The 24,509-nt window shown below is 70.4% G+C and carries 22 protein-coding genes and 1 pseudogene; 19 read left to right on the plus strand and 4 right to left on the minus strand.

The window, feature by feature from the left end:
* Positions 1–90 precede the first annotated feature (90 nt).
* A complete protein-coding gene (locus ACIBAG_RS34905; RefSeq protein WP_399110789.1) occupies positions 91–1,134 on the plus strand; it encodes a Gfo/Idh/MocA family protein in 1,044 nt (347 codons plus the stop codon).
* Here the strand turns inward: ACIBAG_RS34905 and ACIBAG_RS34910 are convergent.
* Positions 1,121–2,761, minus strand: a complete 1,641-nt coding sequence (locus ACIBAG_RS34910) for an alkaline phosphatase D family protein (protein ID WP_399110790.1) — start codon at positions 2,759–2,761, stop codon at positions 1,121–1,123. The two genes, ACIBAG_RS34905 and ACIBAG_RS34910, sit on opposite strands and share 14 nt — an antisense overlap.
* 134 nt (positions 2,762–2,895) lie before the next feature.
* Between ACIBAG_RS34910 and ACIBAG_RS34915 the strand changes: the two genes are divergently transcribed.
* Entirely contained in the window at positions 2,896–3,660 is a 765-nt protein-coding gene (locus tag ACIBAG_RS34915; protein ID WP_399110791.1) for an SDR family oxidoreductase, read from the plus strand.
* A gap of 313 nt (positions 3,661–3,973) precedes the next feature.
* On the opposite strand, the gene ACIBAG_RS34920 is transcribed toward ACIBAG_RS34915, so the two are convergent.
* Entirely contained in the window at positions 3,974–4,300 is a 327-nt protein-coding gene (locus ACIBAG_RS34920) for a nuclear transport factor 2 family protein (RefSeq protein WP_399110793.1), read from the minus strand.
* Between the two features lie 164 nt (positions 4,301–4,464).
* Between ACIBAG_RS34920 and ACIBAG_RS34925 the strand changes: the two genes are divergently transcribed.
* Entirely contained in the window at positions 4,465–5,031 is a 567-nt protein-coding gene (locus tag ACIBAG_RS34925; RefSeq protein WP_399110794.1) for a DoxX family protein, read from the plus strand.
* 336 nt (positions 5,032–5,367) lie between these two features.
* Here the strand turns inward: ACIBAG_RS34925 and ACIBAG_RS34930 are convergent, their stop codons facing one another.
* Both ACIBAG_RS34930 and ACIBAG_RS34935 read right to left on the minus strand, forming a co-directional pair.
* Positions 5,368–5,760 carry a response regulator gene (locus ACIBAG_RS34930; protein ID WP_399110796.1) on the minus strand — a complete coding sequence of 131 codons (393 nt, stop codon included), beginning with the start codon at positions 5,758–5,760 and terminating at the stop codon, positions 5,368–5,370.
* A 63-nt stretch (positions 5,761–5,823) separates the two neighbouring features.
* Positions 5,824–7,323, minus strand: a complete 1,500-nt coding sequence (locus tag ACIBAG_RS34935; RefSeq protein ID WP_399110797.1) for an esterase/lipase family protein — start codon at positions 7,321–7,323, stop codon at positions 5,824–5,826.
* Positions 7,324–7,514: 191 nt separating this feature from the next.
* Between ACIBAG_RS34935 and ACIBAG_RS34940 the strand changes: the two genes are divergently transcribed.
* The 16 genes and pseudogenes from ACIBAG_RS34940 (at position 7,515) to ACIBAG_RS35015 (ending at position 24,197) form a co-directional block, all read left to right on the plus strand.
* Complete coding sequence (locus tag ACIBAG_RS34940; RefSeq protein WP_399110798.1) at positions 7,515–8,576, plus strand: lytic transglycosylase domain-containing protein; 1,062 nt, start codon at positions 7,515–7,517, stop codon at positions 8,574–8,576.
* Between the two features lie 140 nt (positions 8,577–8,716).
* Complete coding sequence (locus ACIBAG_RS34945) at positions 8,717–9,763, plus strand: sigma-70 family RNA polymerase sigma factor (protein WP_399110800.1); 1,047 nt, start codon at positions 8,717–8,719, stop codon at positions 9,761–9,763.
* A 177-nt stretch (positions 9,764–9,940) separates the two neighbouring features.
* The gene (locus ACIBAG_RS34950; protein ID WP_399110802.1) at positions 9,941–10,894 is read left to right on the plus strand and encodes an ABC transporter ATP-binding protein; all 954 of its coding nucleotides are present in this window, start codon (positions 9,941–9,943) and stop codon (positions 10,892–10,894) included.
* Positions 10,891–11,661, plus strand: coding sequence for an MlaE family ABC transporter permease (locus ACIBAG_RS34955; protein WP_399110804.1), 771 nt, complete (start codon positions 10,891–10,893; stop codon positions 11,659–11,661). The genes ACIBAG_RS34950 and ACIBAG_RS34955 overlap by 4 nt, the downstream gene beginning before the upstream one ends.
* Before the next feature lie 3 nt (positions 11,662–11,664).
* Positions 11,665–12,480 carry an MlaE family ABC transporter permease gene (locus ACIBAG_RS34960; protein ID WP_399110806.1) on the plus strand — a complete coding sequence of 272 codons (816 nt, stop codon included), beginning with the start codon at positions 11,665–11,667 and terminating at the stop codon, positions 12,478–12,480.
* Between the two features lie 8 nt (positions 12,481–12,488).
* Positions 12,489–13,751, plus strand: coding sequence for an MCE family protein (locus tag ACIBAG_RS34965; protein WP_399110807.1), 1,263 nt, complete (start codon positions 12,489–12,491; stop codon positions 13,749–13,751).
* Positions 13,748–14,806 (plus strand): MCE family protein, encoded by a 1,059-nt coding sequence (locus ACIBAG_RS34970; RefSeq protein WP_399110809.1) that lies wholly within the window; start codon positions 13,748–13,750, stop codon positions 14,804–14,806. The genes ACIBAG_RS34965 and ACIBAG_RS34970 overlap by 4 nt, the downstream gene beginning before the upstream one ends.
* Positions 14,803–15,972: an MCE family protein gene (locus ACIBAG_RS34975; RefSeq protein WP_399110810.1), complete on the plus strand. Its 1,170-nt coding sequence runs from the start codon at positions 14,803–14,805 to the stop codon at positions 15,970–15,972. Before ACIBAG_RS34970 ends, ACIBAG_RS34975 begins: the two co-directional genes overlap by 4 nt.
* Positions 15,969–17,105: an MCE family protein gene (locus tag ACIBAG_RS34980; protein WP_399110812.1), complete on the plus strand. Its 1,137-nt coding sequence runs from the start codon at positions 15,969–15,971 to the stop codon at positions 17,103–17,105. Before ACIBAG_RS34975 ends, ACIBAG_RS34980 begins: the two co-directional genes overlap by 4 nt.
* Positions 17,102–18,439, plus strand: coding sequence for an MCE family protein (locus ACIBAG_RS34985; protein ID WP_399110813.1), 1,338 nt, complete (start codon positions 17,102–17,104; stop codon positions 18,437–18,439). The genes ACIBAG_RS34980 and ACIBAG_RS34985 overlap by 4 nt, the downstream gene beginning before the upstream one ends.
* Positions 18,436–19,725 (plus strand): MCE family protein, encoded by a 1,290-nt coding sequence (locus ACIBAG_RS34990; protein ID WP_399110815.1) that lies wholly within the window; start codon positions 18,436–18,438, stop codon positions 19,723–19,725. Before ACIBAG_RS34985 ends, ACIBAG_RS34990 begins: the two co-directional genes overlap by 4 nt.
* Before the next feature lie 44 nt (positions 19,726–19,769).
* Positions 19,770–20,249 (plus strand): hypothetical protein, encoded by a 480-nt coding sequence (locus ACIBAG_RS34995; RefSeq protein WP_399110817.1) that lies wholly within the window; start codon positions 19,770–19,772, stop codon positions 20,247–20,249.
* A gap of 27 nt (positions 20,250–20,276) precedes the next feature.
* Positions 20,277–21,065, plus strand: a complete 789-nt coding sequence (locus tag ACIBAG_RS35000) for a hypothetical protein (RefSeq protein WP_399110819.1) — start codon at positions 20,277–20,279, stop codon at positions 21,063–21,065.
* Positions 21,066–21,102: 37 nt separating this feature from the next.
* Positions 21,103–22,935, plus strand: a pseudogene (locus tag ACIBAG_RS35005) (type IV secretion protein Rhs); the annotation flags it as partial.
* A gap of 361 nt (positions 22,936–23,296) precedes the next feature.
* Positions 23,297–23,836: an RHS repeat-associated core domain-containing protein gene (locus ACIBAG_RS35010; protein WP_399110931.1), complete on the plus strand. Its 540-nt coding sequence runs from the start codon at positions 23,297–23,299 to the stop codon at positions 23,834–23,836.
* 13 nt (positions 23,837–23,849) lie between these two features.
* Complete coding sequence (locus tag ACIBAG_RS35015) at positions 23,850–24,197, plus strand: hypothetical protein (protein ID WP_399110820.1); 348 nt, start codon at positions 23,850–23,852, stop codon at positions 24,195–24,197.
* The last annotated feature ends 312 nt before the right edge of the window (positions 24,198–24,509 follow it).

The raw sequence follows: 24,509 nt of genomic DNA on the forward strand, positions 1-24,509 counted from the left end.
CGCGAAGTCCCGTCGTCCGCCCGGAGGGCGGGCCCAGGCGGGACTTTGCGGACACGGCCTAGGGTCACATGAGCGAGGGGCGGGGCCGCGATGGCCGAGCAGAGCGTGCGGTGGGGGATCCTGGCGACCGGGGGGATCGCGGCCGCGTTCACGGCCGATCTCGTCGATCTGCCCGACGCCGAGGTGGTGGCGGTGGCCTCGCGGACGCAGTCCTCGGCCGACGCGTTCGCCGAACGGTTCGGTATCCCGCGGGCGTACGGCGACTGGACCGCGCTCGCCGAGGACGGCGACATCGATGTCGTGTACGTCGCGACCCCGCACTCGGCACACCGCGTGGCCGCCGGGCTCTGTCTTGAGGCCGGGCGCAGCGTGCTGTGCGAGAAGGCGTTCACGCTGAACGCGCGGGAGGCCGAGGAGCTCGTCGCGCTGGCCCGGGCACGCGGGAGCTTCCTGATGGAAGCCATGTGGATGTACTGCAATCCACTGGTCCGGCGGCTCAAGGCGCTGGTGGACGACGGCGCGATCGGCGAAGTGCGCCATGTGCAGGCCGACTTCGGGCTGGCCGGCCCCTTCCCGCCCTCGCACCGGCTGCGCGACCCGGCACAGGGCGGCGGCGCGCTGCTGGACCTCGGCGTGTACCCGGTCTCCTTCGCCCAGTTGCTGCTCGGCGAGCCGTCGGACGTCACGGCACGCGCGACGCTGTCCGCCGAGGGCGTCGACCTGCAGACCGGAGCACTGCTCTCCTGGGACGGCGGAGCGCTCGCCTCGGTGCACTGCTCCATCGTCGGCGGTACGGCGACCTCCGCGTCGGTCACCGGCTCGGGCGGCCGTATCGACGTGCCGCACGGCTTCTTCTTCCCGGACCGGTTCGTCCTGCACCGTGACGGCCGGGACCCCGAGGAGTTCACGGCCGACCCGGCGGACGGGCCCCGCAACACCCTGCGGCACGAGGCCGCCGAGGTGATGCGTGCCCTGCGCGCCGGGGAGACCGAGTCGCCGCTGGTGCCGCTGGACGGCACGCTGGCCGTGATGCGGACGCTCGACGCGATCCGGGACCGCGTCGGCGTCCGCTACCCGGGCGAGACCCCCGACGGGGACGTCACCGGCGAAGTGGCCGCGCTCACACCGGCGTGAGCCCCGGCTCCCCGGCCCGGGTGACGAAGGACGCGGCCGTCGTGACCGGCGCCCCGGGCGTGGTCACGTACGGCACGGTCTTGTAGTCGGCCCGCGCCTGCTCCTGGCCCAGCGCGACGGTCACATAGCCGCGCCGCCCGTTGTAGAACCGCATGTGCGGGTTGGCCTGCATGTACGTGTCCCAGTTGGCGGGCCGGTCGGCGCCGTCGCGGCCGCTGGCGATCGACGTGGCCACGATCTCCGTGCCGAGCGTGTCCGAGTCGGGGTCGTCGAAGTCGTCCTTGATGTCGAAGCCGTAGCCGACGTGGACGTCACCGGTGAGCACCATCAGGTTCTCGATCCCGGCGGCCCTGGCACCGTCCAGGACGCGGCGGCGGGAGGCGCGGTAGCCGTCCCAGGCGTCCATGGAGACCCGGGAGGGCGCGGTGAGGTCGAACTTCCGCTGGGAGAAGGTGACCTGCTGCGGTACGACGTTCCACAGCGCCGTCGACTCGCGCCACCCGTCGAGCAGCCAGCGTTCCTGCGTCGCGCCGGTCATCGTGCGCGCCGGGTCGTCGACGTCCGGGCCGGGGATCTGGGCGCCGTCGCCGTAGGCCTGGTTGGAGCGGTACTGCCGGGTGTCCAGCACGTCGAACTGGGCGAGCCGGCCCCAGTGCAGGCGGCGGTAGAGCCGCATGTCCGGGCCCGTGGGCTGCTGCGGAGTGCGCAGGGGCTGGTTCTCCCAGTAGGCGCGGTAGGCGGAGGCGCGGCGCAGCAGGAACTCCTCCGGCGGGACGCTGTTCTCCGGGGTGTCGCCGGCGTAGTTGTTCTCGGTCTCGTGGTCGTCCCAGGTGACGACGAAGGGGTGCGCGGCGTGCGCGGCCCTGAGGTCGGGGTCGGTCTTGTAGAGGGCGTAGCGCAGGCGGTAGTCCTCCAGGGTGACCGTCTCCCGGTTGAAGAGCGCCGGGAGCGTGCGGTCGGTGTAGTTGCGGTAGCCGCCGACGGAGTTGACCGCGTACTCGTACAGGTAGTCGCCGAGGTGGAAGACGACGTCCACGTCGTCCTGCGCGAGATGGCGGTACGGCGTGAAGTAGCCGTCGGTGTAGGCCTGGCAGGAGACGGCGGCCAGGGTGAGGGAGCCCACCTGGCTGGTGGCGAGCGGCGCGGTGCGGGTGCGGCCCGTCTCGCTGATCCAGGTGCCGGTGCGGAAGCGGTAGTAGAAGGCACGGTCCGCGTCCAGGCTGTCGACCTCGACGTGGACCGTGTGGTGGAACTCGGGGTGCGCGGTGGCCGTGCCGCGTCTGGCGATACGGCTGAACCCCTCGTCGTGCGCCAGTTCCCACTGGACGGTGACGCGTTCGGCGGGCAGTCCGCCGTCCGGCTGGTACGGCGCGGGGGCGAGGCGGGTCCACAGGACGACGGAGCCGGGCTGCGGGTCGCCGGAGGCGACGCCGAGGGTGAAGGGGTCGGCGGTGATCTGGCGGGGGTCGAGCCGCGCGGCACTCGCGGCGCCCGCGGCCGGCAGGTTGACGGCGAAGGCGAGCGCGGCGGCCGCGCCGGTGAGGGTCAGGAAGCGACGCCGGCCGATGTGCCGGGCGGCTGCGCGCAGTTCGAGGGCGTGCTGGGGCGGGTCTGAAGCGATGGTCATCCGGTCCTCCCCTGACTGATGGATGCATGACGCATTGGAGTGGCCGGGGACGACACTCGCTTGGCGCGTACATAACACCCGGATGGCAGACAGATGAGTTCCGAATGGCGGACCCTCACGTACGCTGCGGGCCCATGAGCGAGAGGGAAACGGACACAAGGATCGCCGTGGTGACCGGCGCCGGCTCCGGTATCGGCCGCGCGGTCGCGGTGGAACTGCTGCGCGCGGGCTGGTCGGTGGCGCTGGCCGGGCGGCGCGTCGAGACGCTGGAGGAGACGGCGGGGCTGGTGCCCGACGGGGCCGCTCTCGCCGTACGCACGGACGTGTCACGCGAGGAGGACGTGGCCGCGTTGTTCGCCGCCACCGCGGAGCGGTTCGGGCGGGTGGACCTGCTGTTCAACAACGCGGGGACGTTCGGGCCGGGCGGGGTGCCGGTCGAGGATCTGTCCTACGACGCCTGGCGGCACGTCGTGGACACCAACCTCAACGGGGCGTTCCTGTGCGCGCAGGCGGCGTACCGGCAGATGAAGGAGCAGGACCCGCAGGGCGGCCGGATCATCAACAACGGCTCGATCTCGGCGCACACCCCACGGCCGCACTCGGTGGCCTACACGGCGACCAAGCACGCGCTGACCGGTCTGACCAAGTCACTGTCGCTGGACGGGCGGCCGTACCGCATCGCCGTCGGGCAGATCGACATCGGCAACGCGGCGACCGACATGACCGCGCGCATGGAGACGGGCGCCCTGCAGGCCAACGGGTCGGTGGTGCCCGAGCCGGTGATGGACGTGGCCGATGTGGCGCGGACCGTGCGGCACATGGCCGAGCTGCCGCTGGAGGCGAACGTGCAGTTCGCGACGGTGCTGGCGACGGCGATGCCCTATGTGGGGCGTGGCTGAAAAGCCCCGACGCCCCTCGTCACCTCCACAACTTGCACAAGCGGAATACGAAGTTCCACTGCGTCGCGGCCGGTGGGCGGCATATGCTCAACTTCATCTACACCAGAGCTTCACATATGAAGCAGACGGCTTCCGCAAGCCATACCGAGGGGGGAGGCGGCAGCCGTTCCACGATCACCGGGTGGGGGTGGACCTCGCGCGGGACCGCGAGGTACGCACCGGTGCGTGGAACGGCTGCCGCACAGGCCGTACGACGATGCTCAACGGCCCGGAGTTCTCACAGACGTCACGGAGTCCGGCAGGGCGTGTGCACTCACGCCTGACCGGTCTCGAAGCGGGAGATCCTGCCGTCCTCCTCCACCTCGAAGTGCCAGCGGGTGCGCATCTCGCCCCAGGTGTCGTTGCGGAAGCCGGCGAGGATGTCGCGGCCGTGGTTCGACTCGTTGTCGACCTCCATGTGGCCGTTGGAGGAGAAGATCTCGTCCTCGATCCAGTCGGCGAGGTCGCGGTCGGTGCCGTCGTCCGCCATGGTCGCGCCGGGCGCGAGGATGCTCAGGAAGCCCTCGCGGTCGTGGGCGTTGACTGCGGTGACGAAGGCGCGGACGGCGGGGTCGCTGAGTTTGGACGTCTGAATCGTCATACCGGTCAGACTCACATCGCCCCCGCCGACCCGCCACCCGAACGGCGGCGACGGCGGGCCGGGTGGGTGTTTTCGGTGCGACGGTGGATACGCGGGAGGGGATCTGTTCGAGCCGACTGTTCCTGCTGACTGTTCCGGGAGTCGCTGTGAGTGCTGTGAGTGCTGTGAGTGCTTTCGACCGACGTGACCTTGGTCTGCTGTTGCTCCGACTGGGTGCCGGCGGGGTGCTTGCCGCGCACGGCTCGCAGAAGCTGTTCGGCTGGTTCGGCGGGCACGGCATCCAGGGGACCGGCCAGTTCATGGAGTCGGTCGGCTACCGGCCGGGCAAGGCGAGCGCGACCGCGGCGGGCCTCGCGGAGACCGGTGGCGGCACGCTGCTGGCGCTGGGGCTGGCGACGCCCGCGGCGGGTGCGGCGGCGGCCGGGGCGATGGCGGGGGCGTCCGCGGTGCACGCCCCGAACGGCTTCTTCAACCAGGGCGGCGGCTACGAGTACGCGGCCACCCTCGGCCTGGCCGCGACCGGCCTCGCGATCGCGGGCCCCGGCCGCCTCTCCCTGGACCACGCCCTGCGCCACGTCCTGGACCGCGGCTGGATGGTCCCCACGGCACTGGCGGCGACGGCCGCGGTGACGGCGCTGGTGGTGGGGGCCCGGAACCGGCGGCTGGACAAGCCGGAGAAGGAGGAGGGGGCGGGCGGGTTCGAGGGCCAGGAGTCGCTGTTCGGGGAGTAAGCGGGTCCGTTCGAGCATGCGGTCGGACTACGCCTCAGGGGCGCGGGGCTGCATCAATTGGCGGCTCCGCCGCGTGGGCGCGACAAGCCACGACGGCGCGGTGGACGACCGACGGCAAAGCGCGCCCCTCACCCAGGTGTCAACCGCAACACCGTTCCCTCGCCGTTCGCCGAGGCAGCGCAGCAGCCGGTACTCGGCGGGCATGAGCTCGATGGTGCGCTCGCCGCGGCGGGCGTGAGCTCGATGGTGCGCTCGCCGCGGCGGGCCCGGCGGGTGGCGTCGTCCAGGACGAGGTCGCCGTAGCGCGGCGAGCCGTCCCAGCCCGCGGGCTGCCCGTCACCGCGAGGTGCGCGCACCAACCGGCGTGCGCGAGCGAGGACTTCGGCCACCCTCCCGCAAGCCACGTCCGGCTGCCGGTCCGCGCCGGGACTGGCCCCGGGGAGGGTGCCCAGGAACTCGCCGGTCCCGGTCGGCAGCAGGACGGCCGGGCGGTCGGGGCGAGAGACGGCGGCTGTGCCTGAGCGCCTCGGTGTCCGGCAGGGTCACGTCGAGGATGACCAGATCGAAGCGGCGTTCGGTGAGCAGGGCCGTGGCCTCGGTGCCGCGGTCCACCGCGACGGTCCGGCAACCGGCGAGCTCCAGCAGCGCGGAGAGCGGCTCGCAGCTGCGGGGATCGCCGAGGACGAGCAGGACGTCCGGTACCGCGTCCGTCGACGACGGTTTCGGCATACGGCCGCTTTGCCGGCGGGCTGTCGGAGGCAGGTGAGCACCGGTCCGGCCAAGTCGGGGCCCTCACCTCCAGGGTGTGGCGACGAGGCGGATCCGTGCGTCGTCGCCGACGAGGCGTGCGGTGGTGGTGGGCAGCGGGATGTGGGCGATCCAGCGGCCGGGGGCCGGGTCCTCGTCGGCGCGGGGTGTGCCGGCGACGCGGTGGTCGCGGATGGCGCCCTCGATCTCCGAGTTCCAGGCGGCCCAGATGCCGGGGCCGGCCTGCGGTGTGCCGACGTCGATGACGAGGGTGTCGGAGAAGTCGGCGGTCTGCTCCAGGTGGTCGCCGAGACCGAGGATGCCGCCCCGCTCGCGCAGGGAGATGAGCCGCAGGTCGAGAATGAACCGCATGGGCTCGTCCGTCGTGGTCCGCAGTCCGCTGTTGAGGAAGGTGGTCGCCAGCGACACCGAGGCCTCCTGCCCGTCCCGGTGCCCGTCGAGCTGGATGGGACACCAGTGGGTCGCGAGCCGCTGGTGCATCACCACGGGCAGCCCGCGCACCGACAGCCGGGCCTCGGCCTGCCACACGAGGTCGTCGTCATCGGGCAGCCGGTGGCCGACCAGCGACGCCTCGATCCGGGTGTCCCCGAACAGGAACCGCCGCAGGTTCTGGTAGCCCTCCTCGGAGTTGACCATCCCGTAGCGCCCGCTGTGACTGCGGTGCACGAAGGCGCGCTGCGCTCCCTTCACGGACGCCCGCTCGATCTGCACCAGCCCGTCGCTGCGCGGCCCGACGGCGGCCGAGGACAGCCCGAAGGCGACGTCGTAGTCGGCCGGGTCGGTCCCCACGAGACAGAACACCCGCTCCAGGGGCAGCGCCCCCGGCCCCTGGGGCATCTCGCGGGCGTCCCACCCCCGGGGCGGGCCGTCGGGGTCCAGCTCGGCCTGCGGGGTGAGGTACTCGTACATCCGCCGGGGCCCGAAGATGTCGGCGCCCTGGATGCCGAAGGCGTCCCGCACCTTCTCCAGCAGCCCGCCCCCGATGTCGAACGTGATGCCGCCGTGCGGGGTGCCGTAGGTGAAGAGCTTCGCGACGCATCCGGCGTCACGCCCCCGGTCGGGCAGCACCTTCTGCAGCAGGCAGCGGCAGATCAGGCCGCCCATCGAGTGGGCGACGAGGTGCACGGCGGGCGCGCCGGTCTTCTCGCGCAGCCGGTCGATGAGATCGAGCAGGTCGGCGGCGGCGTTCTCCAGCCGGTACTCCTGAGGACTGCCGCCCCAGGTGGTCGCCGAGCGGTCGTAGAAGCGGTGGATCCAGACGGTGTTGGCGGGAATCTCCGCGTGCTCGGCGAGATAGGCCGCCTGGTTCCCCTTCACCAGCAGCTCGTAGCCCTCCTCCCGCAGCAGGCGCAGCAGCGGGCTCTCGAACTGGTGGAAGAGCGGCTGGTTGTGCGCGCCGACGCGGACGTGGGTGGAGCCCTCATTGAACCCGTAGAAGGGGTCGTCCACGGTCTTGTCGATGCCCCGGGTTCCGCCGCCGAAGCCGCGCACGTAGACGAGGGGGAGTCTGCGGTTGTCGTCCACGCCGTGCCTCCGGGTGCCGGGGTCCTCGCTTCCTGACTAGAGGAAGCCCAGATCTTGCCTCCGGGAGGGGGCCGGAGCGGTGATGTGACGGAATCCGTCGTTCCGGCACATCCGGAAATCGTGCGACGGATGCCCCGCCCCGCCCCGTAGAGCAGACGACAGACGGATGTCTGCGGGGAGGGGAACAGAACGTGGCAGGGCACGGAGTCAGAGCCGGCAAGGGTACGGCGGCCGCGCTGGCGGCGATGGTGGCGCTCACCGCCTCACAGGCACCGGGCGCGGTCCCGGCACGGGCGTCGGCGCCGACACCGACGCAGGCACCCGCCGAGCAGGGGCCGAGCGTCTCCGGCGACACCCCGTACCGCACCGAGCTGCCGCCGCTGCGGACCGGAGAGCCGGGCGGCGACAAGGCGCCGGCGGAGGTGGGCGGCGCGCTGCCGGCGAGTGTGTTCGCCGCGTACCGGCGAGCGGAGGAGCGGCTCTCGCGGGAGGCGCCCGGCTGTCGCCTGCGGTGGCAGCTGCTGGCGGCGATCGGGCAGGTGGAGTCCGGGCAGGCGCGCGGCGGCCGGGTGACGTCGGACGGTACGACGGTGACGCCGATCCTCGGCCCACGGCTGGACGGCGTGGCGTTCGCGCTGATCCGGGACACGGACGGCGGCGCCCACGACGGGGACACGGCGTACGACCGCGCGGTCGGTCCGATGCAGTTCATCCCGTCGACCTGGGCCCACTGGGGCGCGGACGGCAACGGCGACGGGCGCCGGGATCCGAACAACGTCTTCGACGCGGCGCTCGCCGCCGGGCGCTACCTCTGCGCGGGCGGGCGGGATCTGTCCGTCCCGGCCGAGCTGGACCGGGCGATCCTCGGCTACAACCACTCGGCGGCCTACCTGCGCACGGTCCGGGCCTGGTACGCGTACTTCCTGGACGGCCACCGGGTGGTCCCGGACGCCTCCGCCGGTTCCGCCGACCGCCCCGAGCCGTCGCGGTCCTCCTCGAAGCCGAAGGAGGTCTCACCGACGCCCCCCTCCACCCCTCCGGGCGCCACCCCGTCCCGCCCGCCGTCGACCCCCGCCTCGCCGACCCCCACCGCCCCGTCGCGTCCGGCCACCGACCCCGAGGAGACCGAGAATCCGCAACTCCCCCTCCCCTCCTCCGACATCGACCTCCCGGCCGATGACCTGCTGCCCAGCGGCGCCCCACTCACCAGTAACAGGGCGGACTCGTCACCAGTAACAGGGCGGACTCGATGACCGCTTCCCCCTCCACAACCGCCGATACTGGGCGGTAATGTCGCCACCCGCCGGACAGCACCAGACCGGTGGGTGAGCGCGAAGGGGCCCTCATGGCGACGGACATGCCCGCGGACATGCCTGCGGACCTGCCTGCGGACATGCCCGCAGAGTCAGCTGCGGAGATGGACGCCGTCGACGAGCGTTGGGAGCGCATGTGGAGCCACCGTGAGCAGCTGCTCAAGGTGGCCCGGCGCAGGTCGATGAGTGCGGAGGACGCCGAGGACGCGGTGCACGAGGCGATGCTGCGCGCCGCCGAGCGCCCCGACCTGGACGACGAGCGGCTCGCGGCCTGGCTGACGACGGTCACCATGCGGCTGTGCGTCGACCGCTACCGGCAGGTGAACCGTGAGGCCCAGGTGCACACCAGCCCGACCCTCATCACCCCCGGTCCCGTCCCCGTCGAGGAGGCCGTGTGCGACCGGGCCGAGGCGAAGTGGCTGGCGGTGCGCAGCGGTGAGCTGCCCGCGCGGCAGGCCGAGGCACTGCGGCTGAAGTCGGAGGACCTCGACGTCGGGCAGGTCGCCGTCCGGATGGGCCTCAGCTACCGGACCGTCGAGTCGCTGCTGGCCCGGGCCCGGCGGACGCTGCGGCAGTCGCTGGCGGCCACGCTCGGGTTCGCGCTGTTCCTCATCGGCTGGGGGCGGCCGAGGCCGGCCGGCAAGACCCCGGCCGTGCTGGTGGCGTCGACGGCGGCGACCTTGGCCGTGGCCGGGTTCGTGCTGCCGTACGCCGTCGACGGCGGTGACGGCGGAGGCGGTACGGCTCCTCAGCCCGTCGTCGCCTCGCCGGACGCGGAGGCGCTGCGGCGGGACGGCGACGACGACGGCCGTACTGCCGGGGGGAACCGGCCCACGGCCACGGCGGCCGAGCGGAGCGCGACCGGATCACCGTCCGGGGAATCGTTCCTGCCGCTGTCCGTGCCGTCCCTGCCGCCGGTCCCGGAGGTATCGGTGTCCCCGCTGCCGACGCTGTCCGCGCCGGAGGTGCCGGAGGTCCCGCAGGTGCCGGAACTGCCCGAGGTCCCGGACCTGCCGGTCACCCCCTCCCCCCTTCCGACGGACACGGCACTCCCGTCGGTCCCGGACGCCCCCACCGCCGTACCGTCCCCCTCGCTCCCCGTGCCGACGGCGACCCCACTGCCGTAAACGCGACCCACTGCGGTAACTCCTGAACTCCGGACATACAGCCGTAAATCGGCGCTGAAATCTCGTCCGGAAACGCGCTCGAAAAAATTCCGCCATCCGAGCGACGGACGCCCGCCCCCTCCCCGTAGAGCAGATGTCAGAGCTGCTCCACGGACATGGGCTGAAGGGCGGGACCGGATGGGTGTCGAGATCTGTGTGGAAGGGCTGACCAAGTCCTTCGGTCACCAGGTCATCTGGCAGGACGTCTCACTGACACTGCCCGCCGGGGAGGTCTCGGTCATGCTCGGCCCCTCGGGCACGGGCAAGTCGGTGTTCCTCAAGACGCTCGTCGGGCTGCTGAAGCCGGAGCGGGGCTCGATCACGATCCAGGGCCGGGACATCACCAAGCTCCGCGAGCACGACCTGTACGAGGTGCGGAAGCTGTTCGGCGTGCTGTTCCAGGACGGGGCGCTGTTCGGCTCCATGAACCTGTACGACAACATCGCCTTCCCGCTGCGCGAGCACACCCGTAAGTCGGAGAGCGAGATCCGGCGCATCGTGCTGGAGAAGATGGACATGGTCGGACTGATCGGCGCCGAGGAGAAACTGCCCGGCGAGATCTCCGGCGGTATGCGCAAGCGGGCCGGACTGGCCCGGGCCCTCGTCCTCGACCCGGAGATCATCCTCTTCGACGAACCCGACTCGGGCCTGGACCCGGTCCGCGTCGCCTACCTCAACCAGCTGATCGTCGACCTCAACGCCCAGATCGACGCGACCTTCCTGATCGTCACGCACGACATCGCCTCCGCCCGCCAGGTCCCGGACAACATCGGCCTGCTGTTCCGCCGCGAGCTGGTGATGTTCGGCCCGCGCGAGGAGCTGCTGACCAGCGATGAGCCGGTGGTACGGCAGTTCCTGAACGGCCGGATGCAGGGCCCGATCGGCATGGCGGAGGAGAAGGACGCCGCACAGGTCGAGCAGGAACTGGCCGCGCTCGGCGACGACGGCGGCGGCAAGGGCACACAGTCTCCCGGCAGTCAGGCCTTGACTCCCCGCCTGCTGCCGGGCCCAGGAATCGCACGGCCGCCCCGCTGGGAGGCGATCGCCCGGCGCGAGGCCGCGCTGCACCGGACGACGGTGGCGAGCGCATGAGCCTGTCACCGATCGGAGCGCTGCGGCACTCGGGAAGCCTGTTCGCGATGGCGCTGGACGTCCTCCGGACCATCCCCCGACGGCCTTTCCAGGCAAGGGAGTTCATCCAGCAGGCGTGGTTCATCGCGAGCGTCACGATCCTGCCGACGGCCCTGGTCTCCATCCCCTTCGGCGCGGTCATCGCGCTGCAGATCGGCAGCCTGACCCGGCAGCTCGGCGCCCAGTCCTTCTCCGGGGCCGCCTCCGTGCTGGCCGTGCTGCGCGAGGCCTCGCCGATCGTCACCGCGCTGCTGATCGCGGGCGCCGGCGGCACGGCGATCTGCGCCGACCTCGGGGCGCGGAAGATCCGCGACGAGATCGACGCGATGCAGGTGCTGGGCATCGACCCCATCCACCGCCTCGTCGTGCCGCGCGTCCTGGCGTCGATGCTGGTGGCGGTGCTGCTCAACGGCCTGGTGTCGGTGGTCGGCGTGGCGGGCGGCTATTTCTTCAACGTCGTCCTGCAGAACGGCACGCCAGGCGCCTACCTCGCCTCCTTCACCACCCTCGCCCAGCTCTCCGACCTGTGGGCGGCCGAGGTCAAGGCACTCGTCTTCGGCGCGATCGCTGCGATCGTCGCCTCGTACAAGGGACTGACCGCGAAGGGCGGTCCGAAAGGTGTGGGCGACGCGGTGAACCAGTCGGTGGTGATCACCTTCATGTTGCTGTTCGTGACGAACTTCGTGATGACCGCGGTGTACTTCCAGGTCGTCCCGCAGAGGGGTTAGCCGATGAGACTGCTCCAACGCCCCTTGCGCTCACTCGAAGAGCTCGGCGTCCAACTCTCCTTCTACGGCCGCTCGTTGGCGTGGACCGGCCGCACCCTGCGCCGCTACAAGAAGGAGATCCTGCGGCTGCTCGCCGAGGTGAGCTTCGGCCGGGGCGCGCTCGCGGTGGTGGGCGGCACGGTGGGTGTGATCGCCTTCCTGTCCTTCTTCACCGGCACGGAGGTCGGTCTCCAGGGCTACGCGGCCCTCAACCAGCTGGGCACCTCCAACTTCGTGGCGTTCCTCTCGGCGTACTTCAACACCCGGGAGATCGCCCCGCTGGTGGCCGGCCTCGCGCTCTCGGCGACCGTCGGCGCCGGCTTCACGGCCCAGCTCGGCGCGATGCGGATCAGCGAGGAGACCGACGCGCTGGAAGTGATGGGCGTGCCCTCGCTGCCGTTCCTGGTGACGACGAGGATGATCGCCGGGTTCGTCGCGGTGATCCCGCTGTACGTGATCGGCCTGCTGTCGTCGTATCTCGCCGCCCGCACGATCACCACCGTCTACTACGGCCAGTCGGCCGGCACCTACGACCACTACTTCCAGCAGTACCTGCCACCGGTCGACGTGCTGTGGTCCTTCGGCAAGGTGCTCGTCTTCGCCGTCCTGATCATCCTGGTGCACTGCTTCTACGGCTACTACGCGAGCGGCGGCCCGGCGGGCGTCGGCGTGGCGGTGGGCCGCGCGGTCCGGACCTCGATCGTGGCGATCAACGTCCTCGACTTCTTCCTGTCGCTCGCGATCTGGGGCGCCAACACGACCGTACGGATAGCGGGGTGAGCCGCCGTATGAGGGTTCTGAGACTGCGTTTGTACGGCGTCGTGTTCATCGCCGTACTCGCACTGCTGCTGGGCCTGTCCGTCGCCGTCTATCAGCAGGCGTTCACGCCGGTCGTGCGGATCACGTTGGAGGCCGACAGCCTCGGCAACCAGCTGGACCCGCGCGCCGACGTCAAGCTGCGCGGGCTGCTGGTCGGCGAGGTGCGCGAGGTGCACGCGGACGGGACGAAGGCGCGGCTCGACATCGCGCTCAAGCCGGAGCACGTGGCCCACATCCCGTCGGACGTGCACGCGCGGCTGCTGCCCAAGACGCTGTTCGGCGAGAAGTACGTCGATCTGGTGCCGCCCGCCGGCACCGGCTCCTCCTCGGCCCGCCCGATCCGCGCCGGGGACGTCATCACCCAGGACCGCACCCGCGTCGGCATCGAGGTGCAGCAGCTGCTGAACGACCTGCTGCCCCTGCTCCGCACGGTCCAGCCCGGCAAGCTCAACGCCACCCTCTCCGCGATGGCCACCGCCCTCGAAGGCCGCGGCGACCGGATCGGCGACAACCTCACACGCCTGGAGGCCTACCTGAGCCGCCTCAACCCCCACCTTCCGACCCTCACCGAGAACATCGCCCGGTTCGCCGAGGTCGCCGAGATCTACGGCGACGCGGCGCCCGACCTGATGGAGATCCTGCGCAACACCGTCACCACCAGCCGCACGATCGTCGAGCAGGAGGACCGGCTGGCAGCGGCACTGAAGACCACGGCGACGGTCGCGGGCACGGCGGAGGACTTCCTGGACACGAACGGCGGCCGGCTGATCACCCTGGGCCGGGTCTCCCGCCCGACACTGGAGCTGTTCGCCCGCTACTCCCCCGAGTACCCGTGCCTGCTGGCCGGGTTGGTCCGGCAGGAGAAGGCCTCGGAGGAGGCGTTCCGGGGCGGCAAGATGCACATCACGCTGGAGGTCGTACGGCCGCAAGGGGCGTACGAACCCGGTGAGGAGCCGCGTTACGGCGAGCGGTCGGGGCCCAACTGCCGTGATCTGCCCGGTCCTCCGGTACCGGCGCCCGGCGCCCACCTCAACGACGGTTCGAAGCCCGGCGGTTCGGCCGGGGGCTCCTCCGCGGGCGGTCCGCTGGGCGTCTCCTCGACCCTGGCAGAGCAGCGGGCGGTCGGCTCGCTCGTGGCCCCGGTCATGGGCGTGCCCGCGGACGAGGTGCCGCCGGTGACGACGCTGCTGTTCGGGCCGCTGGTGCGCGGGACGGCGGTGAGTGTGGCATGAGCCGTACGAAGGCCAAGGGCGCCCGGCAGACGGCCGCCCCGCTCATCAAGTTCAGCCTCTTCGCGCTGGTGACGATCACGGCTACGGCACTGCTCGCGGCCACCATCGTGAACATCTCCTTCAGCAAGAAGGACACCTACCGCGCGGTGTTCAGCGACGTCACCGGCCTGGAGGAGGGCGACGACATCCGGGTGGCCGGAGTGCGGGTCGGCGAGGTCGAGGGCATCCGGATCAAGGACCGGACGCTGGCCGAGGTCACCTTCACGGTCAGCCGGGACCGGCCGCTGCTCACCGGCACGGGCGCGGTCATCCGGTACCGCAACCTGGTCGGCCAGCGGTACGTCGCGCTGACGGAGGGCGCGGGCAACGGGACCGAGCTGCGCCCCGGCGCGACGATCCCGCTCTCCCGCACGCAACCGGCGCTGGACCTCAACGCCCTGCTGAACGGCTTCAAGCCGCTGTTCGCCGCGCTCAGCCCGAAGGACGTCAACCAGCTCGCCACCGAGATCATCCGCACCCTCCAGGGCGAGGGCGGCACGGTGAACAGCCTGCTCGTGCACACGGCGTCCCTCACCTCGACACTGGCCGGCCGCGACAGGCTGATCGGCTCGGTGATCGACAACCTCAACACGGTCCTTGCGACCCTGGACCAGCGTGGCGCCCGCTTCTCCGGCCTGCTCAAGCAGCTGCGCCGGGTCATCTCGGGCCTGTCCGCCGACCGCAAGCCCATCGGTGAGTCGCTGGTGAGCATCGGCGATCTGACCGAGGCCACCTCGGGCCTGCTGCAGGACGCGCGTCCGGCGCTCAAGGACGACATCGCGGAGCTGACCGACCTCACCGGAACCCTGAACGACAACGAGAAGACCGTGGAGGGCGTGCTGAAGCGGCTGCCGAACAAGCTCAACGAGCTGACGGGGACGGCGTCCTACGGCTCGTGGTTCAACTTCTACCTGTGTGACTTCGACGGCCGGATCGTGCTGCCGAAGACGGAGTCGACGTCCCAGCAGGTGCTCACTCCCGACCTGCACGTGGCGAGGGCGAGGTGCGGGGCATGAGCCGTAAGCATCGTCCGGAGCCGATGTTCAGGGTGCGGGTGGAGCCGCCGAAACTGCCACGCGTACGGCTGCCGAAGGCACGGCTCCTGCCGTCCCGCAAGCCCCGCCGGCAGCCGCTGGTCAAGGTACGGGTCGAGCCGCCGAAACTGCCGAAGCTGCCGCGGATACGCCTGCGACGCCCGCATCTGGGCCCGTTCCGCGAGCGCAACCCCGTCGTCATCGGCGCGGTCGGACTCACCGTCCTGGCGCTGCTGACCGCGGCCGCGTTCAACGCCGACCGCCTGCCGGTGATCGGCGACGGCGAGACGTACAGCGCGGCCTTCTCGGAGGCGGGCGGCCTCAAGCCGGGCGACGAGGTGCGGATCGCCGGCGTCAAGGTCGGCAAGGTCCAGGAGGTCGACCTGGAGGGCGACCACGTCAAGGTCACGTTCAAGATCAAGGGCGAGCCGGCCTTCGGCACGGACACCGGCGCGTCGATCCGGGTCAAGACGATCCTCGGCTCGAAGTACCTGGCCCTGCACCCCGAGGGCAAAGGCCAGTTGGCGCCCGGCACGGAGATCCCGCTGAAGCGCACGGTCCCCGCGTACGACGTCGTTCAGGCTTTCAGCGACCTCACCACGACGACGGAGGAGATCGACACCGACCGAGTGGCGAAGGCCCTGGACACCATCTCCACCACCTTCGAGGACTCCCCCTCCGAGGTACGGGCGTCCATCAAGGGCCTGTCACAGATCTCCCGCACGGTCGCCTCCCGCGACAAGGCGCTGCGCGAGCTGCTCGACCACGCGAACGGCGTCACAGCCGTCCTGGCCGAACGCTCGGGGGACTTCACCGCCCTGGTCAGGGACGGCGACAAGCTGTTCCAGGAGATCAGCAGGCGGCGCGAGGCGATCCACAACCTGCTGAAGAGCTCCGCCGCCCTGGGCGTCCAGCTCTCCGGCCTGGTCCAGGACAACGAGAAGGAGATCGGGCCCGCGCTCAAGGGCCTGAACCGTGTGGTGGAGATGCTCGAACGCAACCAATCCAGCCTGGACCGGAGCATCAGGCTCCTGGCCCCGTACGTACGGGTCTTCACCAACACCCTCGGCAACGGCCGCTGGTTCGACTCGTACGTGCAGAACCTGGTCGCCGCTCCGGTGGAGCCGCGGACGGGAGGCGCCCGGTGAGCAGCCGTTGGAAGAAGCGCGCGGCCCTGCTGACCTCCCTGGTCCTGGTCGCGGCGCTCACCTACGTACTGTGGCCCCGCCCCGAGCCGGTCCGCGTCACGGCGTACTTCCCGCGCACGGTCGGCATCTACCCCGGCTCGGACGTCCGCGTCCTCGGTGTCCGGATCGGCGAGGTCAAGGCGATCAAGCCGGAGGGCGGCCGCGTGCGCGTGGAGCTGGAATACGACGCGGACCGCAAGGTCCCGGCGGACGCACAGGCGGCCATCATCAACTCCTCGGTGGTCAGCGACCGTTACGTGCAGCTGCTGCCGGTGTACCGGGGCGACGGCCCGGTGCTGCGGAACGGGGACGAGATCCCCGAGTCACGCACGGCCGTACCCGTCGAACTGGACCGTATCTTCGACAGCCTCCACACCACGGCCGAGGCGCTCGGCCCGGACGGCGCCAACAAGGACGGCTCCCTGTCCCGGCTGCTCGGCGTGAGCGCCGACAACCTCGACGGCCAGGGCGAGAACCTCCACCAGACGGTCGAGGACCTCTCGGCGGCGGTCACGACCCTCTCCGACGGCCGCACGGACCTGTTCGACACGATCCGAAACCTCCAGGTCTTCACGGCGGCACTGGCGGCCGACGACAAGAGCGTGCGGTCGTTCAACAGCAACCTCGCGAAGGTCGCCGAGCAGTTGGCGGGCGAGCGCGAGGACCTGGCGGCGGCGCTGAAGAACCTGGGCACGGCGCTCGGCGACGTCTCCGACTTCGTGAAGAGCAACAAGAAGTCGCTGACCTCGAACGTCGAGGGCCTGAGCAAGGTCACCAAGGTCCTGGTCACCCAACGGGCCGCACTGGAGGAGCTGTTGGAGGTAGCCCCCACCGGCATGTCGAACCTCAACAACGCCTACAACCCGTCGTCCGGCACCCTCGACACCCGCAACAACGCCGACCAGGCCCAGGATCCGGCGTCGCTGCTGTGCTCGCTGCTGCGGACGACGGGAGACGAGGGCGGCAAGAACCCGGACTGCACCGAACTGAGGGAGCTGTTCGACTCCCTGCCGGAGGTGCCGCACGGCGGCGGTACGGCGGTCACCGGCACGGTCGACCGGACGCTCGGCGGAATCCTGGGGGCGAGCGCATGAGCATGCTGCGCAAGGGCGGGGCGGTCGCCTGGGCCGCCGTCGGCTGCATGGTGCTGTCCGGCTGCGAGTTCAACGGCTGGTACGACGTCCAGCTGCCCGGCGGCGCCGCCTCGGACGGCAACGCGTACCACGTCACCGTCGAGTTCCGCGACGTACTGGACCTGGTGCCGCAGTCGGCGGTGAAGGTCAACAACGTGACGGTGGGCGCGGTCGAGAAGGTGGAGCTGGACGGCTGGCACGCACGCGTACGTCTGCGGGTCGCCGACTCGGTGAAGCTGCCGGCGAACGCGATCGCGGAGCTGCGCCAGACCAGCATGCTGGGCGAGAAGTACGTCTCGCTGTCGAAGCCGACGGAGGCGGAACCGGTCGGCCGCCTCGCCGACGGCGATGTGATCCCCCTGTCCCGCAGCGGCCGCAACCCGGAGATCGAGGAGGTGCTGTCCGCCCTGTCGGCCCTCCTCAACGGCGGCGGGGTGGCCCAGCTGAAGACGATCACCGTGGAACTGAACAAGGCGCTGGAGGGCCGCGAGAACAGGGTCAGGTCCCTCCTCACGGAACTGAACACGTTCCTGGGCGGCCTGGACAAGCAGAAGGCGGACATCGTCCGGGCCCTGAAGGCCGTGGACCGACTCGCCGAACGACTCGGCGGCGAGAAGGAGACCATCGCCAAGGCCGTGGACACGATGCCACCGGCCCTGAAGGTGCTGGCCGACCAGCGACGCGACCTGACGGCGATGCTGACGGCGCTGTCGAAACTCGGCACGACGGGCACCAGGGTGATCAACGCCTCGCACGACGACACGGTCGCCAACCTGAGGCAGCTGCGCCCGATCCTGCAGCAGCTCAACAAGGCGGGCGACGACTTGCCCAACTCCCTTGAGCTGCTGACGACGTACCCATTCCCCCGCAACGCGGTGGACGCGATCAAGGGTGACTACGTCAACCTGCACATCACGGCGGACCTGGACCTGGCCGGGATCTACGGCAACTTGACAAAGAAGCCGGGCGACGGGGACGGCAAGGGCGACTCCCAGGACCCCACGCTCCCGGACACCCCCGACCTGCCGGACGTACCGGATCTCCCGGAGGTGCCTGAGCTCCCGGGCGTACCGGGTGCGCCGGGTGGGCCGACACCCACGGCGCTCCCGAACGGCCCGAGCGCGCCGTCGTCGCCTTCGGGGCCGTCCGGGGACGGGGGCGACGTGCTGTGCCCGCCGGTGTGCACGGCGGCCTACGGAGCGAGCGGATACGGCACCGGGGCCGGGACGACCGACTGGCCGGCCGGAGTGAATCTGGAACTTGCCGAGCTGATGCTGAAGGGAGTCCAGCCGTGATCACACGCACGGTCAAGGTCCAGCTGCTCGCCTTCGCCACCATCACGGCCATAGGCGTGTCGTATGTGGGCGCCGAGTACACGGGCCTGGTGGACGACGTCCTGGACCGCGGCTACACGGTACGGGCGGACTTCGCCGACTCCGGCGGCGTCTTCCCCGGCGCCGAGGTGACGTACCGCGGGGTGCCGGTCGGAAGGGTGGGCGCGCTGCACCTGACGGGCACGGACGGCGTTTCCGTAGCCCTGGACATCGAGGATGGTGCCCCCCGCATCCCTGCGAACACCCTGGCGGTGGTGGCAAACCGCTCGGCGATCGGAGAGCAGTACGTAGACCTGCAACCGCGCACGACCAAGGGCCCGTACCTACTGGACGGCAGCACGATCGAGCGAGCGAGCACCCGCGTACCACTGCCGACGACCGACCTGGTCCTCAGCCTGGACCGCCTGGTGAACTCGGTCGGCAAGAAGGACCTGCGGGTGACCGTGGACGAGCTGGACAAGGCGTTCGCGGGAACCGGCCCGAACCTGAGCCGCCTGGTGGATTCGGGCAACGGCCTGATCGAGTCGGCGTCGGAGGCACTGCCGGAGACGATCGCGCTGATCGAGGACTCGCGGACGGTCTTGAAGACGCAGGCGGACCAGGGTTCGTCGATCAAGTCGTTCGCCCGTGATCTGTCGTTGCTCTCGGCCCAGTTGAAGAAGAGCGACGGGGACCTGCGCAAGCTGATCGGCAACGCGAGACCGGCGGCGCAGGAGGTGAACTCGCTGCTGAAGTCGGCGGGCCCCGAGCTGTCGGTCCTGCTGGCGAACCTGATCAGCGGCGGCCAGGTGACGCTGGCGAGGCTGCCCGGCGTGGAGCAGGCGCTGGTCACCTTCCCGGTGATGGTGGCGGGCAGCTACACGGTCGTACCGGGCGACGGCACCACGCACTTCGGCATGGTCCTGAACGCCGACGACCCGCCGGCCTGCAGGCAGGGATACGGCACGACCCGCCGCGACCCGGCGGACACGAGCACGCGTGAGGCGAATACGCAGGCTCGCTGCACGCTGCCGCGGGGCAGCGAGTCGTCGGTGCGGGGAGCGCAGAACGCGCCGGGCGCGTCGCGCACGTATGGCGGTGCGAACCAGGCGACGTACGCCTCGCCGTACGTCACCCCATACGACCCGGAGACCGGCACGACGGTCGCTCCGGACGGCAGGAACGTCGAGATCGGCTCGACGGGCGGCCAGCAGGCCGTGTTCGGAAAGGAGTCGTGGCAATGGCTGCTCGTTGGCCCGATGGCATAAGGCGCATGAGGCTCATGAGGGCTATGAGGGCCATGAATCCCAGGATGACCTCCAGGGCAATGACGGTGGGGCTGATAGCGGCGACGGTCCTCACCACCGCGCTGACGGTCTGGCTGGCCCTGAGCATGTACACCCACCGAGAGGCGGACCAGCGCCGCCAGGACATCCTGGCCGCGGCCCGCCAGTCAGCCCTGAACTTCACGTCCCTCGACTACCGCCACTACGGCCGCGACAGCGCGAACGTCCTGGCGGGCGCGACCGGCGACTTCAAGAAGCAGTTCGCGGCCCAGACGAAGCAGTTGACGGATCTGGTGGCCCAGAACAAGTCGGTCTCGGAAGGCCAGGTCCTGGAGGCGGGCATCGTCCGCTCCGACGAGAACTCGGCCCGTGTCCTCGTGGTGGCCGACAGCAAGGTGACCAACACGGCGGTGCCGCAGGGCGAGGCGCGCACGTACCGCCTGCAACTGGACCTGGTCCACCGGGACGGCCGCTGGCTGACGTCGAACGTCGAATTCGTCGGCTGACAAGCACCACCACTGAGGAGTACGACCATGCCGAAGACGACGACCGCCGGCGCCCCCGGCACGAGCACCCGCCGCACCCTGACGGCAGCGGCTCGCGCAGCAGCCAAGCGCGCGGAACGCGGCACCGCTTCCGTGCCGGCGACCGAGAAGGAGTCCGGGCCCTGTGCCACTGCCGAGCGCCCGCTCGCAGGCCGAACCGTACTGATCGACGCCCCGAAGAACGGCTGGCAGGACCCACCGGAGCCGTCACCGGAGGCTTTCGAGGAGGAGCAGGAGGATGCGCCGGAGGAGGGGAACAAGCGGAGCACACCCGGCCGCCGAGGTCTGCTCACGGCGCTGCTCGGCGTCCTGCTCGTGGCGGGCCTGGTGGCGGCCGCCGTACTGGGATGGCAGTACTGGGACGCCCGACGAACGGAAACCGCCCGCACGGAGGCACTGGCGGCGGCAAAGAAGGCGGCCCCGATCGTCCTGTCGTACGACTACCGCCGCCTGGACAAGGACTTCGCGGCAGCCCGCGCCCACTTGACCGGCGACTTCCGCGAAGAGTACGCCAAGACCACGAAGACGGTGGTCGGCCCGACGGCCCAGAAGTACCGGGGCGTGGTGAAGGCAACGGTCGCCGCCCCTGCCTCCGGCGGCGCCCCGGCGGCCTCGGTCGTCTCGGCTTCACCAGAGAAGGTCGTGGTGCTGCTGTTCGTCAATCAGGTCACTGAGAGCACGCAGGTTTCGGGGGCTCGGGTGGATCTGAACCGGGTGCGGCTGACGATGTCACGCGCGGCGGAGGGGTGGAAGGTGAGCGGGGTCGACGCACTCTGACGGAGAACCCGACCGCCGGCCGAAGACAGCGGTGGTTGTGATTCTCTGCTGTGGCAACAGCTCCAAACGGACGAGGAAATGCGTCACCGACTCCCTCGGCCACACCTCCCTGTTCACCGTCGACTCCCGGCTGAGGATCGTCGCCGAGACCGACCGCGCGGGGCGCACCACCCGTACGACGTACGACGACCAGCACCGCCCCCTGACCGTCACCGACCCCCTCGGCGCCACGACCAGTTACCTCTACGACGACCTGGGACGGCTCCTGAGTGTCCAGCGGCCCGACGAGACCACCGCCTCCCTCACCTACGACGAGGACGGCAACCCGGTCGAGACACGGGAACCGGACGGGGCCGTCACCCGCCGCGCGTACGACGAGGCCGGACGGCTGATCAGCACGGTGCGGCCGGACGGCACCATCGTTGCCCTGGCATACGACGAGCAAGGCCACCTGGCCGCGGTCACCGACCCGCTGGGCCGGACAACGCGCGTCGAGAGCAACGCCGCCGGGCTGCCGCTCAGAGTGACCGACCCGCTCGGCGCCACGATCACGTACGGGCGCGACGCATTCGGCCGCCCGGTCACGGTGACCGACCCGCTGGGCAACGTCACCCACATGAGCTGGACGGTGGACGGCAAGCTCGCCCGACGCACCGGCCCTGACGGAGCCGTCGAGTCCCTGGAGTGGGACGGCGAAGGGAACCTGATCCGCCATACCGATCCCGTCGGCGGCGTCACGGAGTACGAGTACACACACTTCGACCTTCTCGAAGCCCGCACCGAACCGGACGGCACCCGGCAGCAGTTCCGCTACGACACCGAACTCCGGCTGCGCCAGGTCACCAACCCCCAGGGCCTGACTTGGGGCTACGAGTACGACCCCAGCGGCCTCGTCACCACCGAACGCGACTTCGACGGCCGCCTCCTCGTCTACGCCCACGACGAAGCCGGGCGCCTGCGCCAGCGGGCGAACTCCATGGGCCAGACCGTCTCCTACAAACGGGACCTGCTCGGCCGCGTCACCGTCAAGAACGCCGACGGTGACGAAACCCACTACACCTACGACCTCGCGGGCCGCCTGGTCGCCGCCGCGACACCGGAGTCCGAACTCGTCCTGCAGCGCGACCGCATGGGCAGGCCGCGTACCGAAGTGTACGAAGGCCGCATCCTCGCCCTGGACCGCGACGCGCTCGGCCGGCCGGTGCGCCGGATCACTCCGACCGGCGCCGTCACCACCTACGCATACGACGCCGCCGGTAACCGCGTGGGCGTTGGCATCGACGGCCACACCCTCGACTTCGCCTTCGACGCCGCCGGACGTGAAACCAGGCGCCATGTCGACACGGCGCTGACCTGGGCCAACCAGTGGGACCCCGCCGGACGCCTCCTCACCCGGACCGTCACCGCGGACGGCGTCATCGGCGACCCACGCGGGGCGATGTACCAGCACGGCGGCGGTGCGGTGGTGCAGGAGCAGGTGTACGAGTACCGGACCGATGGCTGCCTCACCGGCGTTACCGACCGTCTGAACGGCACCCGGCGCTTCCGCCTCGACCGCGCCGGCCGCGTCACACAGGTCAGCGGCGAGGGCTGGACCGAGACCTATGCGTACGACACCGCGGGCAACCTGACCCAGGCCACCTGGCCCACGTCCCACTGTGAGTCGGCACTCGGTGAGCGTGAGTTCAACGGCACCCGGCTACACAAGGCAGGCCGGTGGACATACGTCCACGACGAGGCCGGCCGTGTCATCGAACGCCGCAAGACCCGCCTCTCCCGCAAACCCGATGTCTGGCGCTACACATGGGACGCCGAGGACCACCTCACCGCCTGCACCACTCCCGACGGCATCACCTGGCGTTACCGCTACGACCCCCTCGGACGCCGCACCGCCAAACGGCGGGTCGACGCGGACGGCAACGTGGCGGAGGAGACCCTCTTCACCTGGGACGGCATCCAGGTCATCGAACAGACCACCACGACGCATGACGGAGCCCCGTCGATCGCGCTGACGTGGGACTACGACGGCCTCGCTCCCATCGTCCAGGCCGAGCGAGCTCTGGACCCCGAAACCCAGCAGGCCGTCGACGCCCGCTTCTTCGCCATCGTCACCGACCTCGTCGGCACCCCCACCGAATTGGTTACCCCCGACGGCGACCTCGCCTGGCGGACCCGCACCACCCTCTGGGGCACCACCGCCGTGGCTCGCGGCGCCACCGCCCACACCCCCCCTGCGCCACCCCGGCCAGTACGCGGACCCGGAGACCGGCCTCCACTACAACCTCTACCGCCACTACGACCCCGCCACCGCGCGTTATACCAGCCCGGATCCCCTCGGCCTCGCGCCTGCCGCCAACCCTGTGGCATGGGTCCACAATCCCCACACGTGGGCGGACCCGTCCGGTCTCGCCGGCTGTGAGGTCGCTTACGGCAGGACAGCGGGTGAAGGCGAGAACCTCAAACGGTGGGCCAAAGTCGGCGACGACGACTGGCAGTTCAACACCGGACACGGCTATGACCGTGAGCACACAGGGCCCGGTGGGGTGAAGAACGACCTACGGAGCACCGGCCTGTCCGCGGACCAGATTGAGAAGTCGATCGTCAGGGATGTATACGATTTCATCAAGGGCGGAGGAACCGTTCCGCAACCTGGCCCAGGGGTTCGGCCCCTGGAGGGGGCTGTTGACATAGACGGACACAGCATTGGATATCGCGTGTCGCAGACGCCCGACGGTACATACCGGGTTGCAACCTACTGGTTGAACCCATAACGGAAGGCTGACTGTGTCTGAACTGACGCAACTCATGTCACAGGTCTCCACGGGCGGGGTGAATGACGGCGCCATGGGAATCCCCGTCGAGGTCCAGCGATTTATCGAGAAACTGACTTTCGCGGATCCGGACGATATCTGGGAGTCGCTGCAGGAATCCCTGGCCGAAGACTGGATGGCACTCCCGGTCTGGGCGCGCAACCTGGCTTTCCGCCTGCTGTGCCTACAGCGGCCAGACGACGCCGAAATCCTAGGGCAGGCCGGAGCGGATCTCCTGAGCTTCGGCCCCGACTGGGATGAGTTCGCCGAGAAATTGCTGGCTCGATCCGAGGCGCTGAAGGCTAAGGGGAATGACCAGTAAATAACGCTCAACTGAGGCGCCGTCAAGTGATCAAAGTGCAGACCTCCGAGGGCAGCGTGGAGCTCGACGACGAGGACCGGTTCCTGTTCCGGGCCATCGTCCGAGAGATCAGACAGGCCTCGTACATCTTCGAGGAAGATGCGGCCTGGACCGGATTCCTCGCACTGCTGTCTGCCGTGCGCGCCGAGCGCAAATCCGCCGACGTGCGGGGCGAGATCAGCACAGATCAGATGGAGTGGCTCGGCGAGCTGGCGTACCGGACCTGTGAGCACTTGGGTGCCGCGGAGTTCTGGGCACGCCGCTCCCGCAAGG

It is taken from the genome of Streptomyces sp. NPDC051243 (assembly GCF_044455405.1).
Lineage (GTDB): Bacteria > Actinomycetota > Actinomycetes > Streptomycetales > Streptomycetaceae > Streptomyces.

Excerpts from the sequence above, each read along its gene's own strand:
- ACIBAG_RS34905 (WP_399110789.1), top strand. The coding sequence starts at position 91 with ATGGCCGAGCAGAGCGTGCGGTGGGGGATCCTGGCGACCGGGGGGATC.
- ACIBAG_RS34910 (WP_399110790.1), bottom strand. The coding sequence starts at position 2,761 with ATGACCATCGCTTCAGACCCGCCCCAGCACGCCCTCGAACTGCGCGCA.
- ACIBAG_RS34915 (WP_399110791.1), top strand. The coding sequence starts at position 2,896 with ATGAGCGAGAGGGAAACGGACACAAGGATCGCCGTGGTGACCGGCGCC.
- ACIBAG_RS34920 (WP_399110793.1), bottom strand. The coding sequence starts at position 4,300 with ATGACGATTCAGACGTCCAAACTCAGCGACCCCGCCGTCCGCGCCTTC.
- ACIBAG_RS34930 (WP_399110796.1), bottom strand. The coding sequence starts at position 5,760 with ATGCCGAAACCGTCGTCGACGGACGCGGTACCGGACGTCCTGCTCGTC.
- ACIBAG_RS34945 (WP_399110800.1), top strand. The coding sequence starts at position 8,717 with ATGCCCGCAGAGTCAGCTGCGGAGATGGACGCCGTCGACGAGCGTTGG.
- ACIBAG_RS34950 (WP_399110802.1), top strand. The coding sequence starts at position 9,941 with ATGGGTGTCGAGATCTGTGTGGAAGGGCTGACCAAGTCCTTCGGTCAC.
- ACIBAG_RS34955 (WP_399110804.1), top strand. The coding sequence starts at position 10,891 with ATGAGCCTGTCACCGATCGGAGCGCTGCGGCACTCGGGAAGCCTGTTC.
- ACIBAG_RS34960 (WP_399110806.1), top strand. The coding sequence starts at position 11,665 with ATGAGACTGCTCCAACGCCCCTTGCGCTCACTCGAAGAGCTCGGCGTC.
- ACIBAG_RS34965 (WP_399110807.1), top strand. The coding sequence starts at position 12,489 with ATGAGGGTTCTGAGACTGCGTTTGTACGGCGTCGTGTTCATCGCCGTA.
- ACIBAG_RS34970 (WP_399110809.1), top strand. The coding sequence starts at position 13,748 with ATGAGCCGTACGAAGGCCAAGGGCGCCCGGCAGACGGCCGCCCCGCTC.
- ACIBAG_RS34975 (WP_399110810.1), top strand. The coding sequence starts at position 14,803 with ATGAGCCGTAAGCATCGTCCGGAGCCGATGTTCAGGGTGCGGGTGGAG.
- ACIBAG_RS34985 (WP_399110813.1), top strand. The coding sequence starts at position 17,102 with ATGAGCATGCTGCGCAAGGGCGGGGCGGTCGCCTGGGCCGCCGTCGGC.
- ACIBAG_RS34995 (WP_399110817.1), top strand. The coding sequence starts at position 19,770 with ATGACCTCCAGGGCAATGACGGTGGGGCTGATAGCGGCGACGGTCCTC.
- ACIBAG_RS35000 (WP_399110819.1), top strand. The coding sequence starts at position 20,277 with ATGCCGAAGACGACGACCGCCGGCGCCCCCGGCACGAGCACCCGCCGC.